An 18,536-nucleotide genomic window follows, 5' to 3' on the forward strand; every position below is an offset into this window, starting at 1 on the left:
CTCCCTCAGAACCGTTCGGGCCGGACAAGGGCGAAGACGAGGTAGACGAGAATGGCCAATGCCACGCCGCCGCCCAGCACATAATCGATCAGCATCGGATAATCACAGCCGCTCACAGACAAACGCATACGCGGCGGCGCCCGCGAAGGCCGCAACGACCGCAATCAGGGCGAAGGCATCGAGCATTTGAAGTTTCCCATCCGTTACCGAGCAACATGACGTCGCGTGCATAAAGAAACGAGCCGGAACGAGCCCGTTTCATGTAGGAATCCCGTATATATTTTGAGCAACCTAAGGTAGCATCAGAAGTTGTAACTGACTCCGAGCGCACCCGACGGGGCATAGTCCCACCAACCCGCCTCAAGCCGGATTGGTCTGATAACTTCGTTTACAACAACGCCAGCCTCGTCTCGGCCACGATCACGCGCAGTGTTGTGGCTCTGAAATGGAGCCGGTTTGCTACCAGCGGTAAGCCGGTAGATCTGTCGATCAAAAACGCGCCGGACGATGTGATCCAGTGGCTGAAAGCATGTGCGGCGCGGCATCATCGCTCCCTCCAGCGGGAACTGCTCGCCCTTATCGAGGAGGCTGTGCGGACGCCGCAAATGCTATCGGCCGCGGAGGTGCTGGCCAAAGTGCGCCGACTTGACCTGAGCACGCCGGGGGAGGCGGAAGCCATCGCCGCGCGGCTGTCCGGGGCAAGCCACGCAACCCCACGCTCTCTCTCTATGGTAGCCAATATCGCTGTTAAGAAATTGTGGCGGCTCTTTGAACAGCAGGATGCTCTGCTGGGGAGGGGGTGCGCGTATCGTGGCCGACTCTCGATCGAGAATTCTACGGAAGGAATTTTGCGTTCGCCGAAGCCACCGATCATCCACGCCTGACTCAAGCTGGATTGGTCTGACAACCTCCCGTGGAGTTGAAAAAGTGTACAGCTGCAAGGGCATAAACTCGCCTCTTGCCAATAACGGGCATTTAGTATACCTATTTTTAATCAGGTATATTATTTGCCTGTTTTGCCTCGAGAAGGCGTCCGAGTGTCGCGGGGCGCCGGGGCGCGAAGGCCGTGGCCCTCGCGTCGGACGCTCTCCGGTGAAACTAAGGAAGAGGAGGAAGGCGATGGAATTCGAAGCTTGGAAGACAGCCTTGATCGAAGAGATCGAGACCGCTGCCGAAGGGCGGGCGGAACACGTCCTCGCCCGTCCGGACGATCCGCGCATCGAGAAGAGCCAGAAGGCGTTGTTCGATCTCGCCGAGCAGCTCAGGGCATTACCGCCAGACTACGCCCCGCTCAAGACGCTGTTCACCGAGGAAAGCGAACTCTCGAACTTGATGAGGGCGACAGTGGGGGAGCCGGAGCGCCGCTATCGCGACGCCAAAGAGGGCCTGCTGGCGGCTTACGGTATCGATCACGAGCCTTTCGAGAATATCACTCAGTTTCTCAAGGTCTTGCGCGACCGTGTCGACGAGACGATCAGCGAATATCGCCTTCGCGCCTGACGGGACTGATTGAGGGCTCGCAAGGATCGCTATACTCGAACCTCCCGGCTTCGGGAGCCGACAGGCCGGTTTGAATGCCTGTTTGCGATATCGGGGCTAAAAGGTGCTCAAGCCGGGATTTTGAAGGGCCTGATCAGGAAGGGAAGCCCGGCCGCAAGGTCGCCAGCATCGGCGACCGTAAGCCGCAATTCGGTCTGTTTGCCGGCTGCGGCTGGGGCACCCATCGAAGCACAGAGTCCCGTGAAGTGCGAGGTTAGCGAGAATGAAGATTGCCGTTACCAGTCAAAACTTTCGGACCATTACGCCGCATGCGGGCAAGAACCGTCGGTTCCTCGTATACGAAGCCGCCGAGGGTGGCGATCCCCTCGAAGCCCAAGGACAAGAAGAGGCAATCCGATGACCAGCCGCATCATCATCGTCGGCGGTGTTGCAGCGGGCGCGTCAGCCGCAGCGAAAGCGCGACGGACAAACGAGTCCGTCGAAATCGTCATGTTCGATCGTGGACCGTACATGAGCTACGCCAACTGCGGATTACCCTACCGCGTGGGCGGAGAGATCGCGTCGCGCGACGCCTTGTTTGTCAGCAACCCCGAGCGCTTCACCGGGTACTTCAACGTGGACGTGCGGTTGAACACTGCCATCGAGGCGATCCGCGCCAGCGAGCGCACCGTGGCCTACATCGACCCTGAGACCGGCCCGGCCACGCTCACTTACGATCGTCTGATCCTCGCCACCGGCACGGTTCCGATCGTGCCGCCCATCAAGGGTCTCGATGGCCCCAACATGTTCTACTGCCGGACGGTGCCCGACGTGGACGCGATCATGCTGCGCCTCTCGCAGCTGCTACCGCGTGAGGGAAAGGATGGGGCGTTCTTGAACGTGAAGGACGCCGGCCTCCAGGCGCTCGTCATTGGCGGCGGGTACATCGGACTCGAATGTGCCGAGCAGCTCATGCGGCGGGGCTTTCGGGTGACCGTCGTGGAAGCACAGGACCAGCTCATGGGGCCGCTCGACAAGGAGATGGCCTATCCGATCGAGCTGGAGCTGCGCGAAGCGGGGGTTGGTGTCATCCTCAATGATGGCGTGGCCTTTATCAACGCCGCTGGCAACCGTTCGAAGGCGACGCTGAAGAGCGGTCATGAGGTGACGTTCGACATCGCGATCATCGGCACTGGCGTTCGCCCCAACGTTGAACTGGCGAAGTCAGCGGGGCTGCGACTCGGCAAGACCGGCGCGATCGCCGTCGATGCGCGCCAGCGGACGTCCGATCCGCTCATTTTTGCCGCTGGCGACAACTGTGAAGCCGTGTTCTTGCCGACGAACGATGCAGTGAACATTCCGCTGGCCGGTCCCGCCAATAAGCAGGGGCGCATCGCCGGTCAGAATGCCGCCATGGATCTTGCCGGCGCCGCACAGGATGACCCCCGGCGTCTACGCATGCGCGGCGTGCTTGGCACCGCCATCGTTCGCGTCGGTGGGCTCGTCGCCGGTGGAACCGGGCTTGGCGAAAAGATGGCGAGACGAGCCGGGATCGATGTCGCGGTCGCTTACGTCGTCGGCCCGAACCACGCCAGCTACTACCCCGGTGCCAAGCCGATGCTGTTGAAGCTGCTCTATGCGCCCGGCGACGGGCGCGTGCTCGGCGCGCAAGCCGTCGGCCAGGAGGGTATCGACAAGCGGCTCGACGTCCTTGCGACCGCCATTCATGCCGGTATGTCGGTGGAGGATCTGGAGGGACTCGATCTCTGCTACGCGCCCCCCTTTGGCTCCGCCAAAGATGTCGCCGTGATGGCCGGCTTCGTTGCTGCCAATGCCTATCGCGGAGCCAGCCCTGGCGCCTCACCGCTCACGTTGTTGAACGAGCAGGCGAGCGAGACGCCGCCCTTCCTCGCTGATGTCCGGACCCGGCGCGAATTCGCAGATGGCCACTTGCCGGGGGCGATCAACATTCCCCTCGACGAACTGCGCGAGCGTCTGGACGAGATTCCGCGGGAAGGGGCAGTCGTGCTGCAATGCGGAAGCGGATATCGCAGCTACCTCGCCCAACAGATCCTGCTGAACAGCGGATGGAGTGATGTTCGCAACCTCTACGGCGGATATGGTCTGGCCAAGCGCATCTACAGCATGACCAAGGCTGCGATGACATCATCATAACCGTTGTGGCGCGTCCGTAAGTGTTCATGGAGGGATTGGACATATGCGGTTCATTTTGAAACGGACAGTGTAGGGGAGCGGACCATGGTGCGGACAATCTTAGCGGTCTTCGCGCTGCTTACTTTTCTGATGACGGGGCCCGTGTCAGCTGATGCCGGCGGCTCGCTTTTCGTCAACCTGACAAGCGACGAGAACCATCGTGCGGACATGGCGATGGGGTTCGCCAAGGCGATGATGGAACGTGGCCACCCGCTGACCGTCTGGCTGAACGATAAGGGTGTGCTGCTGGCGTCCCGGGAGCACGCCGGCACGTTCGCCGAACAACAGAAGATGCTGGCCGAGTTGATGACCAGGGGCGCCACCGTCATCGTCTGCCCGATGTGCATGAAGCACTACGGCGTCAAGGACGGCGATCTGATCGAGGGTGTAAAGGTGGGCAACCCGGACATGACCAGCGGCCTGTTGTTCAAGGACGGCACCCAGACGCTGACCTGGTGACTCCGACTTGATGACGCTCCTGGGGGGCTCGTAAGAGCGGGCGATCATCGTTGAACGCGGAAATGCATTGACGCGGGCGGGGCTCGGCAATGGCTGCGATTGCCGGCGTGTTGGTGGCAGTCCCCGCGTTATCGTCGTGGCCGTGCCTGCGATGAGGAGGAGGGAGAGATGCGTTCGTACACTGCGGGTGGCTTGCTCCTTGCCGCGCTGACGGCGATGCCCGCCGCGGCTGAGGATCCGCGCACGCCGGTGGAACTGCCGCCCGACGTGCGCGCGGCATTCATGGAGGAGATGCGTCATCATATGGACTCGCTCGACGACGTGATCGCAGCTCTGGCCGCCGCTGACTTCGCCGGGGCCGCGAAGGTCGCGAGAACCGCGCTGGCGATTGGTGGCGGCAAAGGGTTCGGCCGGTTCATGCCCATCGAGTTCCGCGAGATGGGCATGGCCATGCACCGCGCCGCCGTAGACTTCGCCGATGCCGCTGCGTCTGTGCCGGCAGAGCCGTCCGGCGCCGACTGGAAAAAGACAATAAGCGCCCTTGAGGACATTTCAGCCCAATGCCGTGCCTGCCACGCGGTCTTCAGAGTCGAGTAGTGGGCGAAGATGGCTCGCCGATTATGCTTCGAGTTCATAGTGCCGCTCACCACCGGATCTGCGGGCGAGATACGCCGGCATGGGGGGAGCGCGCATATGAATGCTGTTTCGTGGCGTTGATGAAATGCTCGGGCGCCTGTGTGCGCGTCCGGCACTAATTACAGCGTCACGCCCGCAGCCATTTTTCCAAAGCGTCGACTTTCGGAAGACCGCCGGCGTGGACAACCTTGCCGTCGATGACGATCCCCGGCGTCGATGCGATGCCGAACTTCGCGATCTCGGCATAATCGGTCACCTTTTCGATCTTGACGGTGAGTCCGAGCCTCGCGGCTGCATCCTTCACCATCGCCTCGGTCATCGCGCAACGATTGCAGCCGGGCCCAAGTACCTTCACGTCCTTCATCGGGAGCCTCCTCGATGTCAGGAAAACAGCATGTTGAACAAAAATCCGACAGCCAGGATGCCGGAAGCGACGACGCCGACGAAGACGGCGATCAACCGGAGCGTCAGAACCTTCCGCAGGATGATCATCTCCGGCAGCGATAGCGCGATCACCGACATCATGAAGGCGAGCGTCGTGCCGAGGGCGGCCCCTTTGCCAAGCAACGCCTCAACGATCGGAATTACGCCTGCGGCGTTCGTGTACATCGGGATGCCGAAGAGGACCGCGGTCGGCACCGACCACCAGGCATCCGCGCCGATAATGTCAGCCAGGAGATTGGCCGGGACATAACCATGAATCAGCGCGCCGACGGTGATGCCAGCAACGATCCATATCCAGACCTTGCTGACAATGTCCTTGACCGCCTCGACTCCGAACGTGATCCGGTCAACGAGGCGTAGCTCCTGGTCAGGGACCAATACGCCGCCGCTGGCATGGATTTCCTTGACCCACTCCTGAAGCCAGCCCTCGAGATGTGCCCGGCCGATCAGCCATCCGGCAATGATGGCGATGCCAAGTCCGAAGCCGAGATAGGTCAGCGCGACCTGCCAGCCGACAAGACCGAAGAGGAGGCCAAGCGCGACTTCGTTGACCATCGGCGCGGCGATGAGAAACGAAAACGTCACGCCAAGCGGCACGCCCGCTGAAACGAACCCGATGAACAGGGGCACTGCCGAGCAGGAGCAGAAAGGCGTGACGATGCCCAGCCCCGCCGCCATGACATTGCCCACCCCCTCACGCCTGCCCGACAGCAACGCCCGTGTCTTTTCCGGGGAAAAATAGCTGCGCACGACCCCCATCGCGAACACGACGAGCGTCAGTAGCAGCATGACCTTCGGCGTGTCATAGAAGAAGAAAACGAGCGCTTCGCCGAGATGACTTGCTCGCGAAACGGGGAGAAACGAGACCAGCCACTCGGAAGTCGTAGTGAGCTGACCATAGACGAGCACCCAGAGAACCAGCGCGAGGGCCAGACCGACAGACCAGACCCACAGGGGTGTTTCTTTGCGATCACCGTCCTGAGCCGTGAGTAATTCCGTGATCATGCGGCGATCTTTCCTTCATCACCCATCGCCGCGAGGACCGCGTCGACGATCCGGGCGATCGCCTTGGAAAGATCGGGGCTGCGCCTGTAGCGGACCCACTGCGCGTCGCGTCTGTCGACGACTAGACCTGCGGCTTTAAGCACGCTCATGTGGCGCGACATTCTCGACTGCGTTGCGTCCAAGCGTTCCATCAATTCGCATACGCAATGCTCACCGCCGTCCCAAATGATCTTGAGGGCGCTGAGCCGGATCGGTTCGGACAGCGCTGAAAGGACTTGCGAGACGTTCATCTACTCCATCTACCTCAGCTTTCCAGCATATGCGCTTAAGCGCATAATACGATGCTTAAGTCATCCGGTCAATCAACCTCGCGGCCTTCGCTTTCGCGAGATTTCGCGCCTGGCTCCTTGGTTCATCGATCGACAAGAGCACGACGACGACAGCGACGCAGCTTGCGTCGATGGCGTCTGGGCATTGTCGGACCAAGCGACCTGCGCCCGGGTATAATTTTCCGTTTTATTACAACTCTATCGCCAACCCACCTCGGCGTTTGACGTTGGCTTGTGCAGCGGTGCCGAAGCGCCCCCGGCTTGTCGAGCAGGCCGCTTCCGCGCCGGCCTTCCAGGCTGATAACGCCGTTCCAATCCCTTCGAGAGCCTGTTGCGCCCGCTTCCTGGCCGCTCGGCCGCCTGTCGCTTGCTGGTCCCAGGCGGTCTCGGCGAGGCGGGCGCCGGCTCCCTACAGAAGGAAGGGGTAACTGGCGGTGGGAAGGATCGACCAGGTTCCGGCGTCGAAGCCGGCGGGCAAGCTCGCCTTGAGCTGTGCCGTCGTCAGGCCGGTGCCGCCGCTGCTGGTCGAGCGGCCGCTCGTTTGCTTGTCCCAGTAGCTGGTCGTCACTGTCGACTCGTTGTTGCCGATCAGCCCGCCGATCCGGTAGGAACTCGCGCCCGTCACTTTGCCGGTTGAGTAGGAGTCGGCGAGAGTTCCGTTGTTCTCGCCAACCAGTCCGCCGACGAAGAACTGTGCCGAACCGAGGATACCAAGGCCGCGCACGGCACCGGTGGCGTAACAGTCTCTGATCGTGCCGTTTTCGTTGAAGCCGACGAAGCCCCCGACGCGTCCGTAGGTGCCGGACACCGGCCCGGTGGCGTAGGACTCGGCGATCGAGCCGTAGTTGTTGCCGGCGAGGCCACCCGCGCCGCGGTAGCCGCCCGTGCCGCCGGTTACCCGACCTGTGGCGAACGAGGTCTCGACGGTGCCGAAGTTGTCGCCGACGAGACCTCCGGTGTCGGCACCACTCGCCATGCCACCGGCGTAGGATTTGCGAATGGTGCCATTGTTAACTCCGACCAGCCCGCCGGTCGCTTCGTCGAGCAGGGCGTCGCCGTTCACGGTCACCCGCGCATAGGCATTGGCAATGGTGCCGGCGTTGCCGCCTGCAAGCCCGCCGACCGCACTGTAAGCCGTCGTTTTGGCGGTCACCGAGCCGGCGATGAGAACGATGTTGTGCACCACGCCGCCGGCACCGATCTGGCCGAACAGTCCGACCCGCGAGGCAGCGCTGTTGATGTAAAGGTTGCGGATCTGGCGACCATTGCCGTTGAAAACGCCGGTAAACGGGTCCGCTTCAGTGCCAATCGGCAGAAAGCCAGCTTCGCCGTTCCACGACGCCGTCTTTGCCGCATCAATATCGTTGCCGAGAATGTAGGCGCCGGCCGGATTGTTCCGGATATTCTGTAACTCTTCCAAGGTGTGAATGACCGTCTGTGCCCGCGCGTGTTCGATCTGCGCCAAGCCAGCCCCCAAAACAACCAGGCACGCCAAAACACGTCCAGGTTCAGTCAAGAACATGTCGATTCCCTTCAAAGAAAAGACAAGCATATGGCGCGCCCGAAGCGCGCCAGTATCACGACATTTTGCTTAAAAGGCCCCCCAATAGACCTTCATATACTATATTTTTGGCACGATAGCCCACGAATCTCAAGTTAAATGTCTCGAATGGTCTATGCGATAAATAAATGATCTGCCGTTGTTCCTTCACCACAGAATGCCGGGATCGCGAGGCGGCGCTCAAATTTCTGATGCCCGATGAAACGCCATGGCAGGCCATAGAGACATCGAGAGCCTGCAGAGGCGACGGGGCCGGGCGTGCTCAAATGCCAGCCCGTTCGTTCGTCTGACAATGCCTGCCGGGCAGATCCGGAAGCGCGCCGCCAAGCGCCAAGCGGCCCGCGCCCCCGGCGTCTGGAGGCTATCGCAGGGCGGTCAGCAGCGCCTTCGCCTGCGAAGCACAGCCGTTGTCGGACATCCACACCACCTGCTCGATGTCGCGGGCGGCGCCGGCTGGAATGACGCGCAGTTTGACGGTGTTCGCCCAGGCGTCCGCGGTCTCGCGGACGAGATAGTCGCTGGTCTCCACCGCGACGCCGTCCGGCCACGCCGCCGTCGTCTCGCCGGCAGGAAAGCGCACGAGGGCGCCGTTGCCATCAGGAGCGCGTTCGACGACAAGCGTCGCATCGCGCACCGCATCCATCCGCCACAGTTGCGGCGCGGTTGCCGTCGGTACGCACTGCGGTGCCGGGCTGCGCACATCGATGAGCCAGCTTCCGGCACTCGCCTCGCTCGACGCACCGTTGTCGGGCGCTGGACCGCGGAAGCCGCCGCCCGGTGACGCTGCGCCGCGGAAGGTTCCGAGCGCCGAGGTTTCCGCCGTCGGGGTATTGAACAGCCGGGCGATGGCGATGACGACGTTGGCATCACCGCCGCCGCCGGGCGATGCGGTGAGCGCACCGGAATAGGGGCCGGTCAGCGATTGAACGCGGCCGTCCTCGGCCACCACCTTGATGCCGGTACCGGACGCCAATGTGATCGGCGTGCCGGTGCCCACAATCTGCCCCGGCACGAGCCCGGGTGCTGTCGACTCGATCACCACCAGGTCGGCGGCGAGGCTGCCGCGCGTGCCCAGCACAACCAGAAGCGCTGCGGTCGCAATGATCCTGGCCATCCCCATCCCCATGGTTACTTGTCCTTCAACACCAGAAGCGTTCCTTGCTCGCCCCGCAGCAGTCGTCCCGCATGTAGCCGATAGAGCCAGTCGTCAGGACGACTGGACCGCAATTGCTCAAATGCTCCCAGGGCAGCTTGGTCATCGTCCTTCATCAGGCGAAAGGCGACAAGATATTTCGCAAGATCGGTGAGCGCCGGTGAATCGGCAGCCAGCGGCTCGAACGCGTCGACCGGATGCTCCTTGCCGACGAGGCGCAGCGCGCCCACCGGGCGGAACACCAGGTCCGGGCAGCCGGTGACAACGGCGCCGCTGACGCACACCCGGCCGCCGAGGCTTTTGTTGGCGCTCTCGAGGCGGGCGGCGGTATTCACGGTATCGCCGTAGGCGGTGTAGTTGAAAAATCGGTCGCCTCCGAAATTGCCGACCACGGCGGGGCCGGCATGCACGCCGATGCGGGTGGCACCGAACCCCTGGCCTTGCGCCTGCTGACGGGCGCAGAAGTCGAGGCCGAAGGCGTCCATCGCCAGCGCGCAGCGCACTGCCCGCGTCGCTTGGTCCGACTGGTCGAGCGGCGCGCCGAACAGCAGGTGCAGGGCATCGCCGATGATCTTGTCGATCGTGCCGCCGTGTTCGAACGCGATCTGCGCCATGCCGCTAAGGTATTGGCTGAGCACCGTTAGCGCCTCCTGGGGGTCCGATTGCTCGAACCACGCGGTAAAGCCGCTGAGATCGGTGAACAAGGTGGTGATGTGGCGTTTTTCTCCGCCGAGGCGCAGTTGTTCCGGGTTGGCGATCAGCCGGTCGACGATCGCCGGTGCGGTGAACTGCGAGAACGCCTGGCGGATGAACTCGCGCTGGCGCCAAGCGGTGCCCCGCCAGTGGGCATTGCCGGCCGCCCACGCCAGCGCATAGGAGAGGCTCATCGCCACCAGCGGCAACATCAGCGCGCTCAGCCGGAACAACCCGAAGCCAAGGACCCACAGCGCCGCGAGGCCGCCGGCGGCGGTGCCGATCTGCACCGGCAGCGCGCGGTGGATGGTGGAGAGCAGCAGGCCCAGCACCGCCGCGCCGGCAAGGATGGCGAGGGTGCTGATCCGCCCAAGCTCTGGCGGCGAGCGCCGGTCCAGCAGCTGGGCCAGCGCCTGCGCGTGGATGGCGACCCCGGCGTGGGAGCCTGCGGAAACGCCGTCGCGCGCCGCCCACGGTGTGCGATGGCGATCGGCGAGCGGCAGGTCCGAGCCGATCAACACCACCTTGCCGGCGAACCACGCCTTGGGGAGCAGGGCGAGGGTGTGCGCTGGGTAGGTGCGGAACGGCGGGCTCGTCTTGTCAGGCGGCGCCCGGTAGGCGAGTGCCACCGCCTCTGCCGGCGGCTCGACACCGACGGCGCGGGCGAGTGCCGCAGCAAAGCCGGGCGTGGTGATGCCGTTCTCGCTGCGGTTGGTGATGATCCAGCGAACGGTGCCGAGCTTGCCGTCGGTCATCAGATTGACCAGCCCGCGCTGGCTCGCGGGAACGTAGCGATCGAGAAAGGCCGCTTGCCGTGGGGTCAGCAGATCCGTGGGGGTAGCGTAGCCGGCGATGATCGGGATGGGCGCGGTCTCGATCACCCGGCTGAGGTGTGCGTCCTTTTCCGGCTCGGTCGGCTGATCGAGAAGAATGTCGAGGCCGATGGCGCGCGCGCCGGCGTCTTCGAGTCGCTCGATCAGACCGGCGAGGAAGTCGCGGTCGAGCGGCGAGCGGTAGGGCAGGGCGGCGAGCGTGTCTTCGGTCACCGCGACAATGACGATGTCGGGGTGCTGCGGCTGCGGCGGCGACATCAGCGCGATGCAGACGTCTTCGGCCCAGTATGATGCCGTGGCGATCGCCGGCAGTATGCGCACGGCAAGATCGCCGGCGAGGACCGCACCGGCAATCAGCACCATCACCGTCAGTGCTGCCCCGAGACGCCGTGCGAACGCGCCGCCGCCTGCCGCCCCGCGATCCATCTGCGACGGCGCCGACAGCCGCGCGGTGCGCCGGTACGAGCCGTTCACCGGGGGCTCACCGCGGCGCTCATCCGGCGGCGGCGGGCGCACCCGCCAGCGGACGAGGAATGTCGAGTTGCCGGTAGCCGTCGCCGACGACGGTGAACGCCGCCCAGTTGAGCGGGTGCGAGGTCGCGCGCTCGCTCGCCACCGCGACTTGGCTTGCCTGCAGGGCTTCGTCGATTGAAAGGTTACGCTCGGCGATGCCGCGGAACAGCCCGACCATCAGATGAACGGTCGGCGCGTCAGGGATCTGCCAGTGGGTGACCAGCAGTGCCCTGGCGCCGGCATAGAAGAAGGCGCGGGTGAGGCCGGACAGGCTCTCGCCCCCCGACTGCCCGGCCGGACCCGCGGTATTGCACGCGGACAGCACCACGAGATCGGCGTCGAGCTTCAGCTCGGCGATCTCACTGGCGACCAGGAGCCCGTCGCTGCCGTCCTCGCCGGTCACGGGGCGGGAGACGACCAGCGACGGCTCCGCCCAGCAGTCGAGTCGCTGGGGCAGCAAACCGTGGGTGGCGAGGTAGACGACCCGGTAGTCGTCGAGCCGGGTGTGATTGAGCGTCGCTTCCGTAAAGTCGGCGCCGAGGATCACCGCGTTCGCCGGTGCCCCCATCGTCGCGGCAATGGTACGCACCTCGGTCGCCGTGGCGGGCAGGCGCGGCAACTCGGCGATGACGAGGGCTTCGCTGCGACAGCTCGGCGGCAGATGGACTGCGGCGAGGATGGCGTCGGGATCGCGCGGCGGCACGAAGTCGCCGAACCCGATGAACGGGCGCGGCGCCGGCGAGCGTGCAGCTTCCGTGCGAAGCTGGATGAACGATTGCACCGACGGTGCCAGGGTCAGCGCATGGTCGCGAACCAGCCATGGCACCCGTGTGTAGTCGCCGTCGACCACCGCGGAGACCGGCTCGCTGACCAGCACCGCGAACGGCAGGCTGAGCAGGGGGCCGCTCGGTACCACCGCCAGGTGCCGGGAGCGGGCGAGGCGGTCCTGCACCGGGCCGAACAGGGTGCGATAGAGCCGGTGCGCGACCTCGACGTCGAAGGCAGCGCCGATGCTGGCGTCGAACGGCCGGCGCAACTGCGCCACCGCCGCGCGTGCCTCGTCGTCGCGAAGCGCGATCTCGTAGACCTCGATACCTTCACCGTCGATCAGTAGGCCGACCGAGCCGTCGCGGCCGACGAGGATCTGCGCCAGCGCCTCGTCGGGATGGCGAGCGGCGAGCGCCTGGCCGATGTCGACCGGGGCGTCGATGAGCTGGTTGTAGCGCGGCATCGCCGCCTGGACGGACCGACCCAGGCGGGCGACGTCGGCGTTGGCGGCCGCCAACTGCTGCTCCACCATGGTGATCTGCGGCGGCAGCGTCGTCGGGCTGGCCTGGGCCTCGGCGAGTGTCTGCGCGAGGGCGTCGCGGCGGCGGCGGGCGTCCTGCAATCCGCGGATCAGGCTGCCGCTCTCGCTGTCGCTGGCGGCGAGCCGTGCCGCGGCAAGGGCGATGGTCTGGCCGGTGACGGTGCCGCGCACCAGTTGTCCGGCCGCGAACATCGCCGCAAACAGCTCTGCGCGCTGCTCGGGGTGGCGTTGCGCTTCGTTGAGCGCGGTGCGGAAGTAGGGGAGCGCTTCGTCCATGGCGAGGCCGCCGCCTTGCTCCCGCAGGATCGCAAAGCCGCGCTCGAATGCCAACAAAGTTTCCTGTGGCCGGTCGTTTGCCGCCAGCACCCGGCCGAGGGCGATCTCGGCAAGGCCTTCGATGCGCGCATCGGCGAAGACCGCGCGCTGCGCCTCGATGCATTCGCGCAGCGTCCGCTCGGCCTGTCCGAGATCGCCGGAGCGCTCGAACATCTCGGCCCTGAGCAGCAGAATCGGCGCCATCCATCGCCGCGGTGCCCGCGGATCGGCATCGAGCACCCGTTCGGCCTCGGCGAGCGGCGCCGCCGCCTCGCTCGCGCGGTCGAGACGGACGAGCATCGCCGCCTCGAGATAGCGGCTCTGGACGATGTCACCGAGCGCGGTTTCCGCCTCGCCGCCGATCACCAGCTCGCCGATTCGTCCGGCGCGGTCGCCCTCGGCGAACTGGCCGGGCTCGACAGCGCCGATGAAGCGGCGGAACAGATCGGGGCGCGACGTGCGGGCCAGCTCGAGGCGCAGCGCGCTCGCCCGCCTCGCCCATTCGAGCGCCGTCGCGTAGCGCCTCTGGTTGGCGAAGTGCAGCGCCTTGTAGCTGGTCCAGCGAGCCTCGTCGGTGGCATCGGTCGACGCCGATAGCAGCTCGCCGGCGCTGGAGAACAGCACGTCGGCCTCGCTGAATCGCTGCTGGTTGCTGAGTTCCAGCGCCAGGTGCATCAGCACGAAGGCGAGGCCACCCTTGTCGCCGGGCAGCAACCGCTGCTGGAGCGCCAGCGCCTCGCGATAGCGCCGCTCGGCCTCGGAATGATTGCCGAGGAAGTTCTCGTACTGGGCGCGGCGCAGCAGGGCGCGGTAGCTGGCAAGATCACCAGCGCTGTAAAGGCCGTTGGCGGCGTCGCTCTCTGGGGCAGGCGACGGTGCCGCGGCGGATCGCTCTCCTTCGTTCCCGGCGGCGGGCTCGACCGGGTGGTTGGCGAGCAGGCCGATGCCCCGCTGCATCGCCGCCTCGCTCGCCGGAATGGCGTCGCCGAGGAAGACGCGATCGTTGATCCGCGCTGCCACCGCCCGGTAGGGCCAGCCGCCGGGGCGCAGCGCGCAATCAAGAACGACCGCCGGCACGTCGCCGAGGATGGTTGCCGGTTGCGGGTCCGCGCACGCGGTTGCTTCCTCCAGGTGATCGCGCCACCAGCCACCGGCGGCAAGCGTCCCCGGTTCGGCGTCGCCGCCAACGCTGAGGATACGCCCGCTCGGGGCCTCCCAGCGACCGCAGAAGGCGTCGTAGGCGGCGGCGCTCTCCTTCGGCGCGGCATCGCGCGGTGCCGCGGTCAGTCGGCACGGCTCGCCGATGCGGTTGGTGCCGAGCGACTGGGCAACGCCGCTGTTGGCGGCGGGGGCAGCCGGCGCGGCGGGCGCCGGACCGGCAGCGTGGAACGCTCCTGCCTCACAGCCGCAGAGCGCGATCAGTATCGCGGCCATGAGGCGCTCGGCGATGGGGCGAAGGATCGGGACCGGGCCAGCGCCGCGTGCCCGGGCGATCAGTTCCACAGCTCGCGATTGCCATCGTTGGAGAACAGCAGATCGTCGCTGCCGCGGCTGGGCGGCGGCGGTGCGGCCAGCAGCTCGGGACCCGACGCGGCGAGCCGGGCGGCGGGATCGTTGCCGGGCGGCGGTTTCGTGCCGCGCGTGGCGACCGCGCGGGCCTGATCGTCGATCGGCGCGGCGCTGGCATAAACGAACGTATTTCCGGTGCCGCTGAGGCTGTCCGGCGGCGCCGTCGCGAAGGTGCGGCCGAAGATCTCGCGGCCGACGAGGCCGCCGCGCGCGTTCGTCTGCGGGCTCTGCGAATAGATGATGAAGCGCCCGGCACCGGGATCGAGGGCGCCCGCGCCGGCGCGGTTGTCGATACTGCTGGCGGCCAGCACGATGGTGTTGCCGCTGCCGCCGGCGGTGATCGGTGCGGTGATTACCAGCGGGCCGTCGCTACGGATGCTGACGGTGCCTTGCGAGACGGCACCTTCGATCGACAGCGCCCCGGTGTTGACGATGCTGATGTCGTGGAACGCCGGACCGTCGCCGGAGCGGCCGATCGACAGTTCCCCGACATTGGTCACGAGGTCGGCGCTAAACGCGGCGTAGTCCGGCCCCGCCGGCTGGCCGGCCTGGGCGGCGATACTGTTGACGACGAGATGCTGGGCGGTAATTACGCCCGTCTCGGTGGTGCGAATGTCGCGGGTCTCGATGCGGACGTCGTTGCTGCTGACGATCGGCTGACGAATGACGATGCCGACGCCCGCCCACAGTGTCAGGGTGTTGGCGGCGGTGAGGGCGTCATTAACGCGAATGGTGCGGCTTGCCTCGATGACCACGTTGCCACCGGCGGCAGCGATCGCCGCCGGCGAGATGTACGCCGTGCCGGCCACCGGCGGATCGTCGGCGAGGACCGGAGGCGCCGTTGTGCCGTTGTCGGTGATGACGACATGCAGCGGATCGAGCAGCCAGGAGCCGTCGGCGCCGCCTGGCGCCGAGGTATCGACCCGCCCGGTGGCCAGGAGTTGTCCGGTTGACGAGGTTTCGACGAGGCCGCCGTTGCCACCCTCGCTGCCGCCGCGTGCCGAGACGGTGCCAGCGAAGACCAGTTTCTGATCGGCCCACAGCACCACCTGGCCGCCGTCACCCTGCGTGGTGGCATCGGCAAAGATCACTGCGCCCGGCTCCATTACCGTCTCGCTGGCGCGGCGGCGCCCGCCCTCGCCGCGCTGGTCGCCGCCGACGTGCACGCTGCCGCCACCCGCGGGACCGGAGGCGTCGATGACGCCGCCGGCGGCGAGCGTCAACCGGTCGCCCAGCACGTCGATGTCCCCGCCACGGGCGTCGGCCTCGGCGCCGGTGGTGGAGAGCGTGCCGGTGACGGTGACCGTGCCATGATCGCCGCCGTCGAGGACGATTTCCCCCGGCGCAAGCGCGAAACTGCGCGCCTCGATGATGCCGCCGGCGTTGATCGCCTGATCGACGACGCTTTCCGCGGCGTCGGCGGTAATGATCACCCGGCCGCCGTCGGCTTCGATGCGCCCGCTATTGGTCACCAGCGCGCCCTTGCGTGAGAGGCCGTCGACGAGTTCGCGGGTGGCGCCGAAGCGGATCAGGCCGTCGCCCTGCAGGTCGAGCGAAAAGCCGGCGGCGCCGGCGAGCGTCACCTCGCCGAGGGTGCCAACGATCGCTCCGTCGTTGCGCACGCTCGGAGCGACCAGGGCGGCCAGCCCGGTCTCGCCGAAGGTGATGGTGCCCTGGTTGACGACCGCGGCATCGGGGTTGGGCGACGGGATCGTAAAGCGGTAGCGGCCGGCAAGGAAATCGTCGTTGCGGATGTCGGCGGTGGTGGCGACGAGGCCATGGACGTCGACCTTGGCGCCGGGGCCGAACACCACGCCGTTGGGATTGACGAGAAAGACATGGCCGTTGGCCTGCAACTGGCCGAGGATCACCGAGGGATCGCTGCCACGCACCCGGTTGAGTGCCACTGCGTTGGCCCCGGGCTGGTGGAAGCGGGCGATCTCGCTGGCATCGAGGCTGAACTTGCGCCAGTCGATGATCGCCTTGTCGGTGAACTGGTCGATGCGGGTTATCCCGTCACCCTGGGTGATCGTCGCGCAACCGCCGGTGACCTTCCCACCTTCCGGTGCCGCAGCGGCCGGCGCGGCGGCGACGGCGATCACCGCCGCAAGGCGCAAGACGATGCCAAGGGGCGCGTGGGTGCTGATCATGCCGTGCGTTCCCCCCTCCCGCGCTCAGAACCGGCCGATCGAGCGAAACAGGAACTGCGGATCGCGGGTATCGTCCGCCCGCTGGCTCTTCGCCGCAAGCGGCTTGGCCATCGTCAGCTCGATCGACAGCGAATCGAAGATTGCGGCGCGCAAGCCCACTCCCGCCGACGACAAAGTCTGTGCCTCGCTGATTCCGCGCTGCCAGACCGTCCCGACGTCATAGAAGCTGAAGGGCTGCAGCGATACCGCGATGTCGGCGTCCGGACGCCACGAGTAGCGGAGTTCGAAGGTTGCGCCGACGCCGTCGTCGCCGCTGACCTCGCTGAAATTATAGCCACGGCCGAACTGACTGCCGCCGAGATCGAACTGCTCTTCGGACAGGAGATGGTCGAACGCGTACTGGCTTGCGACGTTGCCGTAGGCGGCGAGACTGCCGACGAGTGGCTGGAGCCGGGCCGCCGAGGCGCGCACCAGGGTGGCGCTGCCGGTGCCGTTTTCGCGGGACTTGTCATCGTCGCTGCGTCGGGTGGCGTCGAGCACCGGCAGGCCTTGGCGGAGGCTGATCTCACCGCTGTTGGCGCCGCCGAGGCTGTCGCGTATTTCACCGCGGCCGGTCACATGCAGGACCCGCAGCCGGTCGCGCGAGAACGTCTGCCCGCCGAACTGGTCAGTATCCTCGTTGATGTAATCGAAGCCAAGGCGTACGGCGAGGCTGAGGTCCCGGGTGCGCACAACCGGGTAGCCAGCAACGACGCTGAGCAGCAGCGACTTGCTGTCAAAGTCGAGCTCTTCGAGCGATGCGCCGGGATTGCTGTCGCCGTAGGAGGCCAGCGTCTCAAGATAGGCGCCGCTTGGGCCGAGCCGCAACGAGCCGCTCGCCTGGCCGACCTCCTCGGCATGCGTGTTCCACGGCTCGGAGGCAAAGCCGGTCACCGTCAGCTGTTCGCCGAGTGCGGTCAGCGCATTCGCCGAAACATTGGCGCTCGCTTCCCACTCTCCGGTAAAATCATCGCCCTCGTTATCGACCGACAGCATGCCGGCGAACCTTCGGCGGTCGGCGGTAACCAGCAGATCGGCGGCGCCCGGCTGCTTGGCCGAGGAGCGCAGCAGCGCCGTCGCATGGACGCCGGGCACGTCGTTGGCGAGCAGAAGCGCGCGCTCGAGCGTCGCAAGGCGGATCGGCCGCTCGCGCGTCACCGGCTCGAAATAGGCGGCGATGAGGCCCTGCGCCGGCCCGACGTCGCCCTCGAAGGTTACCGCATCGATATAGCCCTCGAGCACCCGCAGTGTGAACCGGCCGTCACGGACCCGTTGCTCGGGGATGATCACCCGGCTGAGGAAGTAACCTTCGGCGCGGTAGGTCTGCTGAACGTCGCGGGCGAGGCGGTAAACTTCCGCCAGGGTGATCTCGCGGCCGACCTCCGGCTGCCAGATCGCCTCGAGCTTGCCCGGCGGGTAGGCGGTGGTGCCGTCGATGATGAACCCGCCGAACACCAGGCGCACCGCCTCCGCTCCGGCCGGAACCCGCGCCGGCGCCGTTTCCGGCACCGGGATCTCGGGCGCGAGTTGCGGTGCCGGGAGCGGCGCGAGCTGCTGCAGGCGGATGTCGGGGAGCGCGCCGGACGGCAGATTGGGGCGCTGCTGGGCACGTGCGCCTGCCATCAGCGTGAGCCCGGTGACCAGCACGGCAGCGAGGGAGGACAGGCAAAAAGCATGGCACCGTCTCACGAAAGATCCCCGACGTCCCCGCGTGCCCGCAAGCTCCGTCATCCTCGCCGGTAACAGGACGGTCGCGTACGACTGGCACGTCAGCTCAGCCCACAACTATACCGTCAAATGACCATTCCTTCACAGAGGGATCGTCGCGCCTGCAG

15 protein-coding genes are annotated in these 18,536 nt (G+C 66.1%); 5 read left to right on the top strand and 10 right to left on the bottom strand.

Going from position 1 to position 18,536, the window contains the following annotated elements:
- Positions 1 to 5: 5 nt before the first annotated feature.
- A complete protein-coding gene (locus IPK66_07500) occupies positions 6 to 95 on the bottom strand; it encodes a potassium-transporting ATPase subunit F (protein ID MBK8175099.1) in 90 nt (29 codons plus the stop codon).
- Between the two features lie 339 nt (positions 96 to 434).
- Between IPK66_07500 and IPK66_07505 the strand changes: the two genes are divergently transcribed.
- The 5 genes from IPK66_07505 (at position 435) to IPK66_07525 (ending at position 4,749) form a co-directional block, all read left to right on the top strand.
- Complete coding sequence (locus tag IPK66_07505; GenBank protein MBK8175100.1) at positions 435 to 884, top strand: hypothetical protein; 450 nt, start codon at positions 435 to 437, stop codon at positions 882 to 884.
- Between the two features lie 235 nt (positions 885 to 1,119).
- Positions 1,120 to 1,500 (top strand): hypothetical protein, encoded by a 381-nt coding sequence (locus IPK66_07510; GenBank protein ID MBK8175101.1) that lies wholly within the window; start codon positions 1,120 to 1,122, stop codon positions 1,498 to 1,500.
- A 396-nt stretch (positions 1,501 to 1,896) separates the two neighbouring features.
- Entirely contained in the window at positions 1,897 to 3,654 is a 1,758-nt protein-coding gene (locus IPK66_07515) for an FAD-dependent oxidoreductase (GenBank protein MBK8175102.1), read from the top strand.
- Between the two features lie 84 nt (positions 3,655 to 3,738).
- Positions 3,739 to 4,152, top strand: a complete 414-nt coding sequence (locus IPK66_07520; protein ID MBK8175103.1) for a DsrE family protein — start codon at positions 3,739 to 3,741, stop codon at positions 4,150 to 4,152.
- Positions 4,153 to 4,320: 168 nt separating this feature from the next.
- On the top strand, positions 4,321 to 4,749 hold the full coding sequence (locus IPK66_07525; GenBank protein ID MBK8175104.1) for a hypothetical protein: 429 nt from the start codon (positions 4,321 to 4,323) through the stop codon (positions 4,747 to 4,749).
- Between the two features lie 166 nt (positions 4,750 to 4,915).
- On the opposite strand, the gene IPK66_07530 is transcribed toward IPK66_07525, so the two are convergent.
- From IPK66_07530 to IPK66_07570, 9 genes are all read right to left on the bottom strand, one after another.
- On the bottom strand, positions 4,916 to 5,152 hold the full coding sequence (locus IPK66_07530) for a thioredoxin family protein (protein MBK8175105.1): 237 nt from the start codon (positions 5,150 to 5,152) through the stop codon (positions 4,916 to 4,918).
- A gap of 17 nt (positions 5,153 to 5,169) precedes the next feature.
- A complete protein-coding gene (locus tag IPK66_07535) occupies positions 5,170 to 6,237 on the bottom strand; it encodes a permease (GenBank protein MBK8175106.1) in 1,068 nt (355 codons plus the stop codon).
- Positions 6,234 to 6,527 (bottom strand): metalloregulator ArsR/SmtB family transcription factor, encoded by a 294-nt coding sequence (locus tag IPK66_07540; protein ID MBK8175107.1) that lies wholly within the window; start codon positions 6,525 to 6,527, stop codon positions 6,234 to 6,236. The genes IPK66_07535 and IPK66_07540 overlap by 4 nt, the downstream gene beginning before the upstream one ends.
- 448 nt (positions 6,528 to 6,975) lie before the next feature.
- Positions 6,976 to 8,031, bottom strand: coding sequence for a hypothetical protein (locus tag IPK66_07545; protein MBK8175108.1), 1,056 nt, complete (start codon positions 8,029 to 8,031; stop codon positions 6,976 to 6,978).
- A 457-nt stretch (positions 8,032 to 8,488) separates the two neighbouring features.
- Positions 8,489 to 9,241 (bottom strand): hypothetical protein, encoded by a 753-nt coding sequence (locus IPK66_07550; protein MBK8175109.1) that lies wholly within the window; start codon positions 9,239 to 9,241, stop codon positions 8,489 to 8,491.
- 14 nt (positions 9,242 to 9,255) lie between these two features.
- Entirely contained in the window at positions 9,256 to 11,280 is a 2,025-nt protein-coding gene (locus IPK66_07555) for an adenylate/guanylate cyclase domain-containing protein (protein ID MBK8175110.1), read from the bottom strand.
- A gap of 19 nt (positions 11,281 to 11,299) precedes the next feature.
- A complete protein-coding gene (locus IPK66_07560; protein ID MBK8175111.1) occupies positions 11,300 to 14,377 on the bottom strand; it encodes a CHAT domain-containing protein in 3,078 nt (1,025 codons plus the stop codon).
- A gap of 59 nt (positions 14,378 to 14,436) precedes the next feature.
- A complete protein-coding gene (locus IPK66_07565; GenBank protein ID MBK8175112.1) occupies positions 14,437 to 16,662 on the bottom strand; it encodes a filamentous hemagglutinin N-terminal domain-containing protein in 2,226 nt (741 codons plus the stop codon).
- Between the two features lie 24 nt (positions 16,663 to 16,686).
- On the bottom strand, positions 16,687 to 18,390 hold the full coding sequence (locus tag IPK66_07570; protein MBK8175113.1) for a ShlB/FhaC/HecB family hemolysin secretion/activation protein: 1,704 nt from the start codon (positions 18,388 to 18,390) through the stop codon (positions 16,687 to 16,689).
- Between the last annotated feature and the right edge of the window lie 146 nt (positions 18,391 to 18,536).

Source organism: Rhodospirillales bacterium (genome assembly GCA_016712595.1).
Lineage (GTDB): Bacteria > Pseudomonadota > Alphaproteobacteria > Rhodospirillales > Defluviicoccaceae > Defluviicoccus.

What these genes read in the sequence shown, in the direction of transcription:
- IPK66_07500 (MBK8175099.1), bottom strand. Translation starts at nt 95, where the DNA reads ATGCTGATCGATTATGTGCTGGGCGGCGGCGTGGCATTGGCCATTCTC.
- IPK66_07510 (MBK8175101.1), top strand. Translation starts at nt 1,120, where the DNA reads ATGGAATTCGAAGCTTGGAAGACAGCCTTGATCGAAGAGATCGAGACC.
- IPK66_07515 (MBK8175102.1), top strand. Translation starts at nt 1,897, where the DNA reads ATGACCAGCCGCATCATCATCGTCGGCGGTGTTGCAGCGGGCGCGTCA.
- IPK66_07520 (MBK8175103.1), top strand. Translation starts at nt 3,739, where the DNA reads ATGGTGCGGACAATCTTAGCGGTCTTCGCGCTGCTTACTTTTCTGATG.
- IPK66_07525 (MBK8175104.1), top strand. Translation starts at nt 4,321, where the DNA reads ATGCGTTCGTACACTGCGGGTGGCTTGCTCCTTGCCGCGCTGACGGCG.
- IPK66_07530 (MBK8175105.1), bottom strand. Translation starts at nt 5,152, where the DNA reads ATGAAGGACGTGAAGGTACTTGGGCCCGGCTGCAATCGTTGCGCGATG.
- IPK66_07535 (MBK8175106.1), bottom strand. Translation starts at nt 6,237, where the DNA reads ATGATCACGGAATTACTCACGGCTCAGGACGGTGATCGCAAAGAAACA.
- IPK66_07540 (MBK8175107.1), bottom strand. Translation starts at nt 6,527, where the DNA reads ATGAACGTCTCGCAAGTCCTTTCAGCGCTGTCCGAACCGATCCGGCTC.
- IPK66_07550 (MBK8175109.1), bottom strand. Translation starts at nt 9,241, where the DNA reads ATGGCCAGGATCATTGCGACCGCAGCGCTTCTGGTTGTGCTGGGCACG.
- IPK66_07560 (MBK8175111.1), bottom strand. Translation starts at nt 14,377, where the DNA reads ATGGCCGCGATACTGATCGCGCTCTGCGGCTGTGAGGCAGGAGCGTTC.
- IPK66_07565 (MBK8175112.1), bottom strand. Translation starts at nt 16,662, where the DNA reads ATGATCAGCACCCACGCGCCCCTTGGCATCGTCTTGCGCCTTGCGGCG.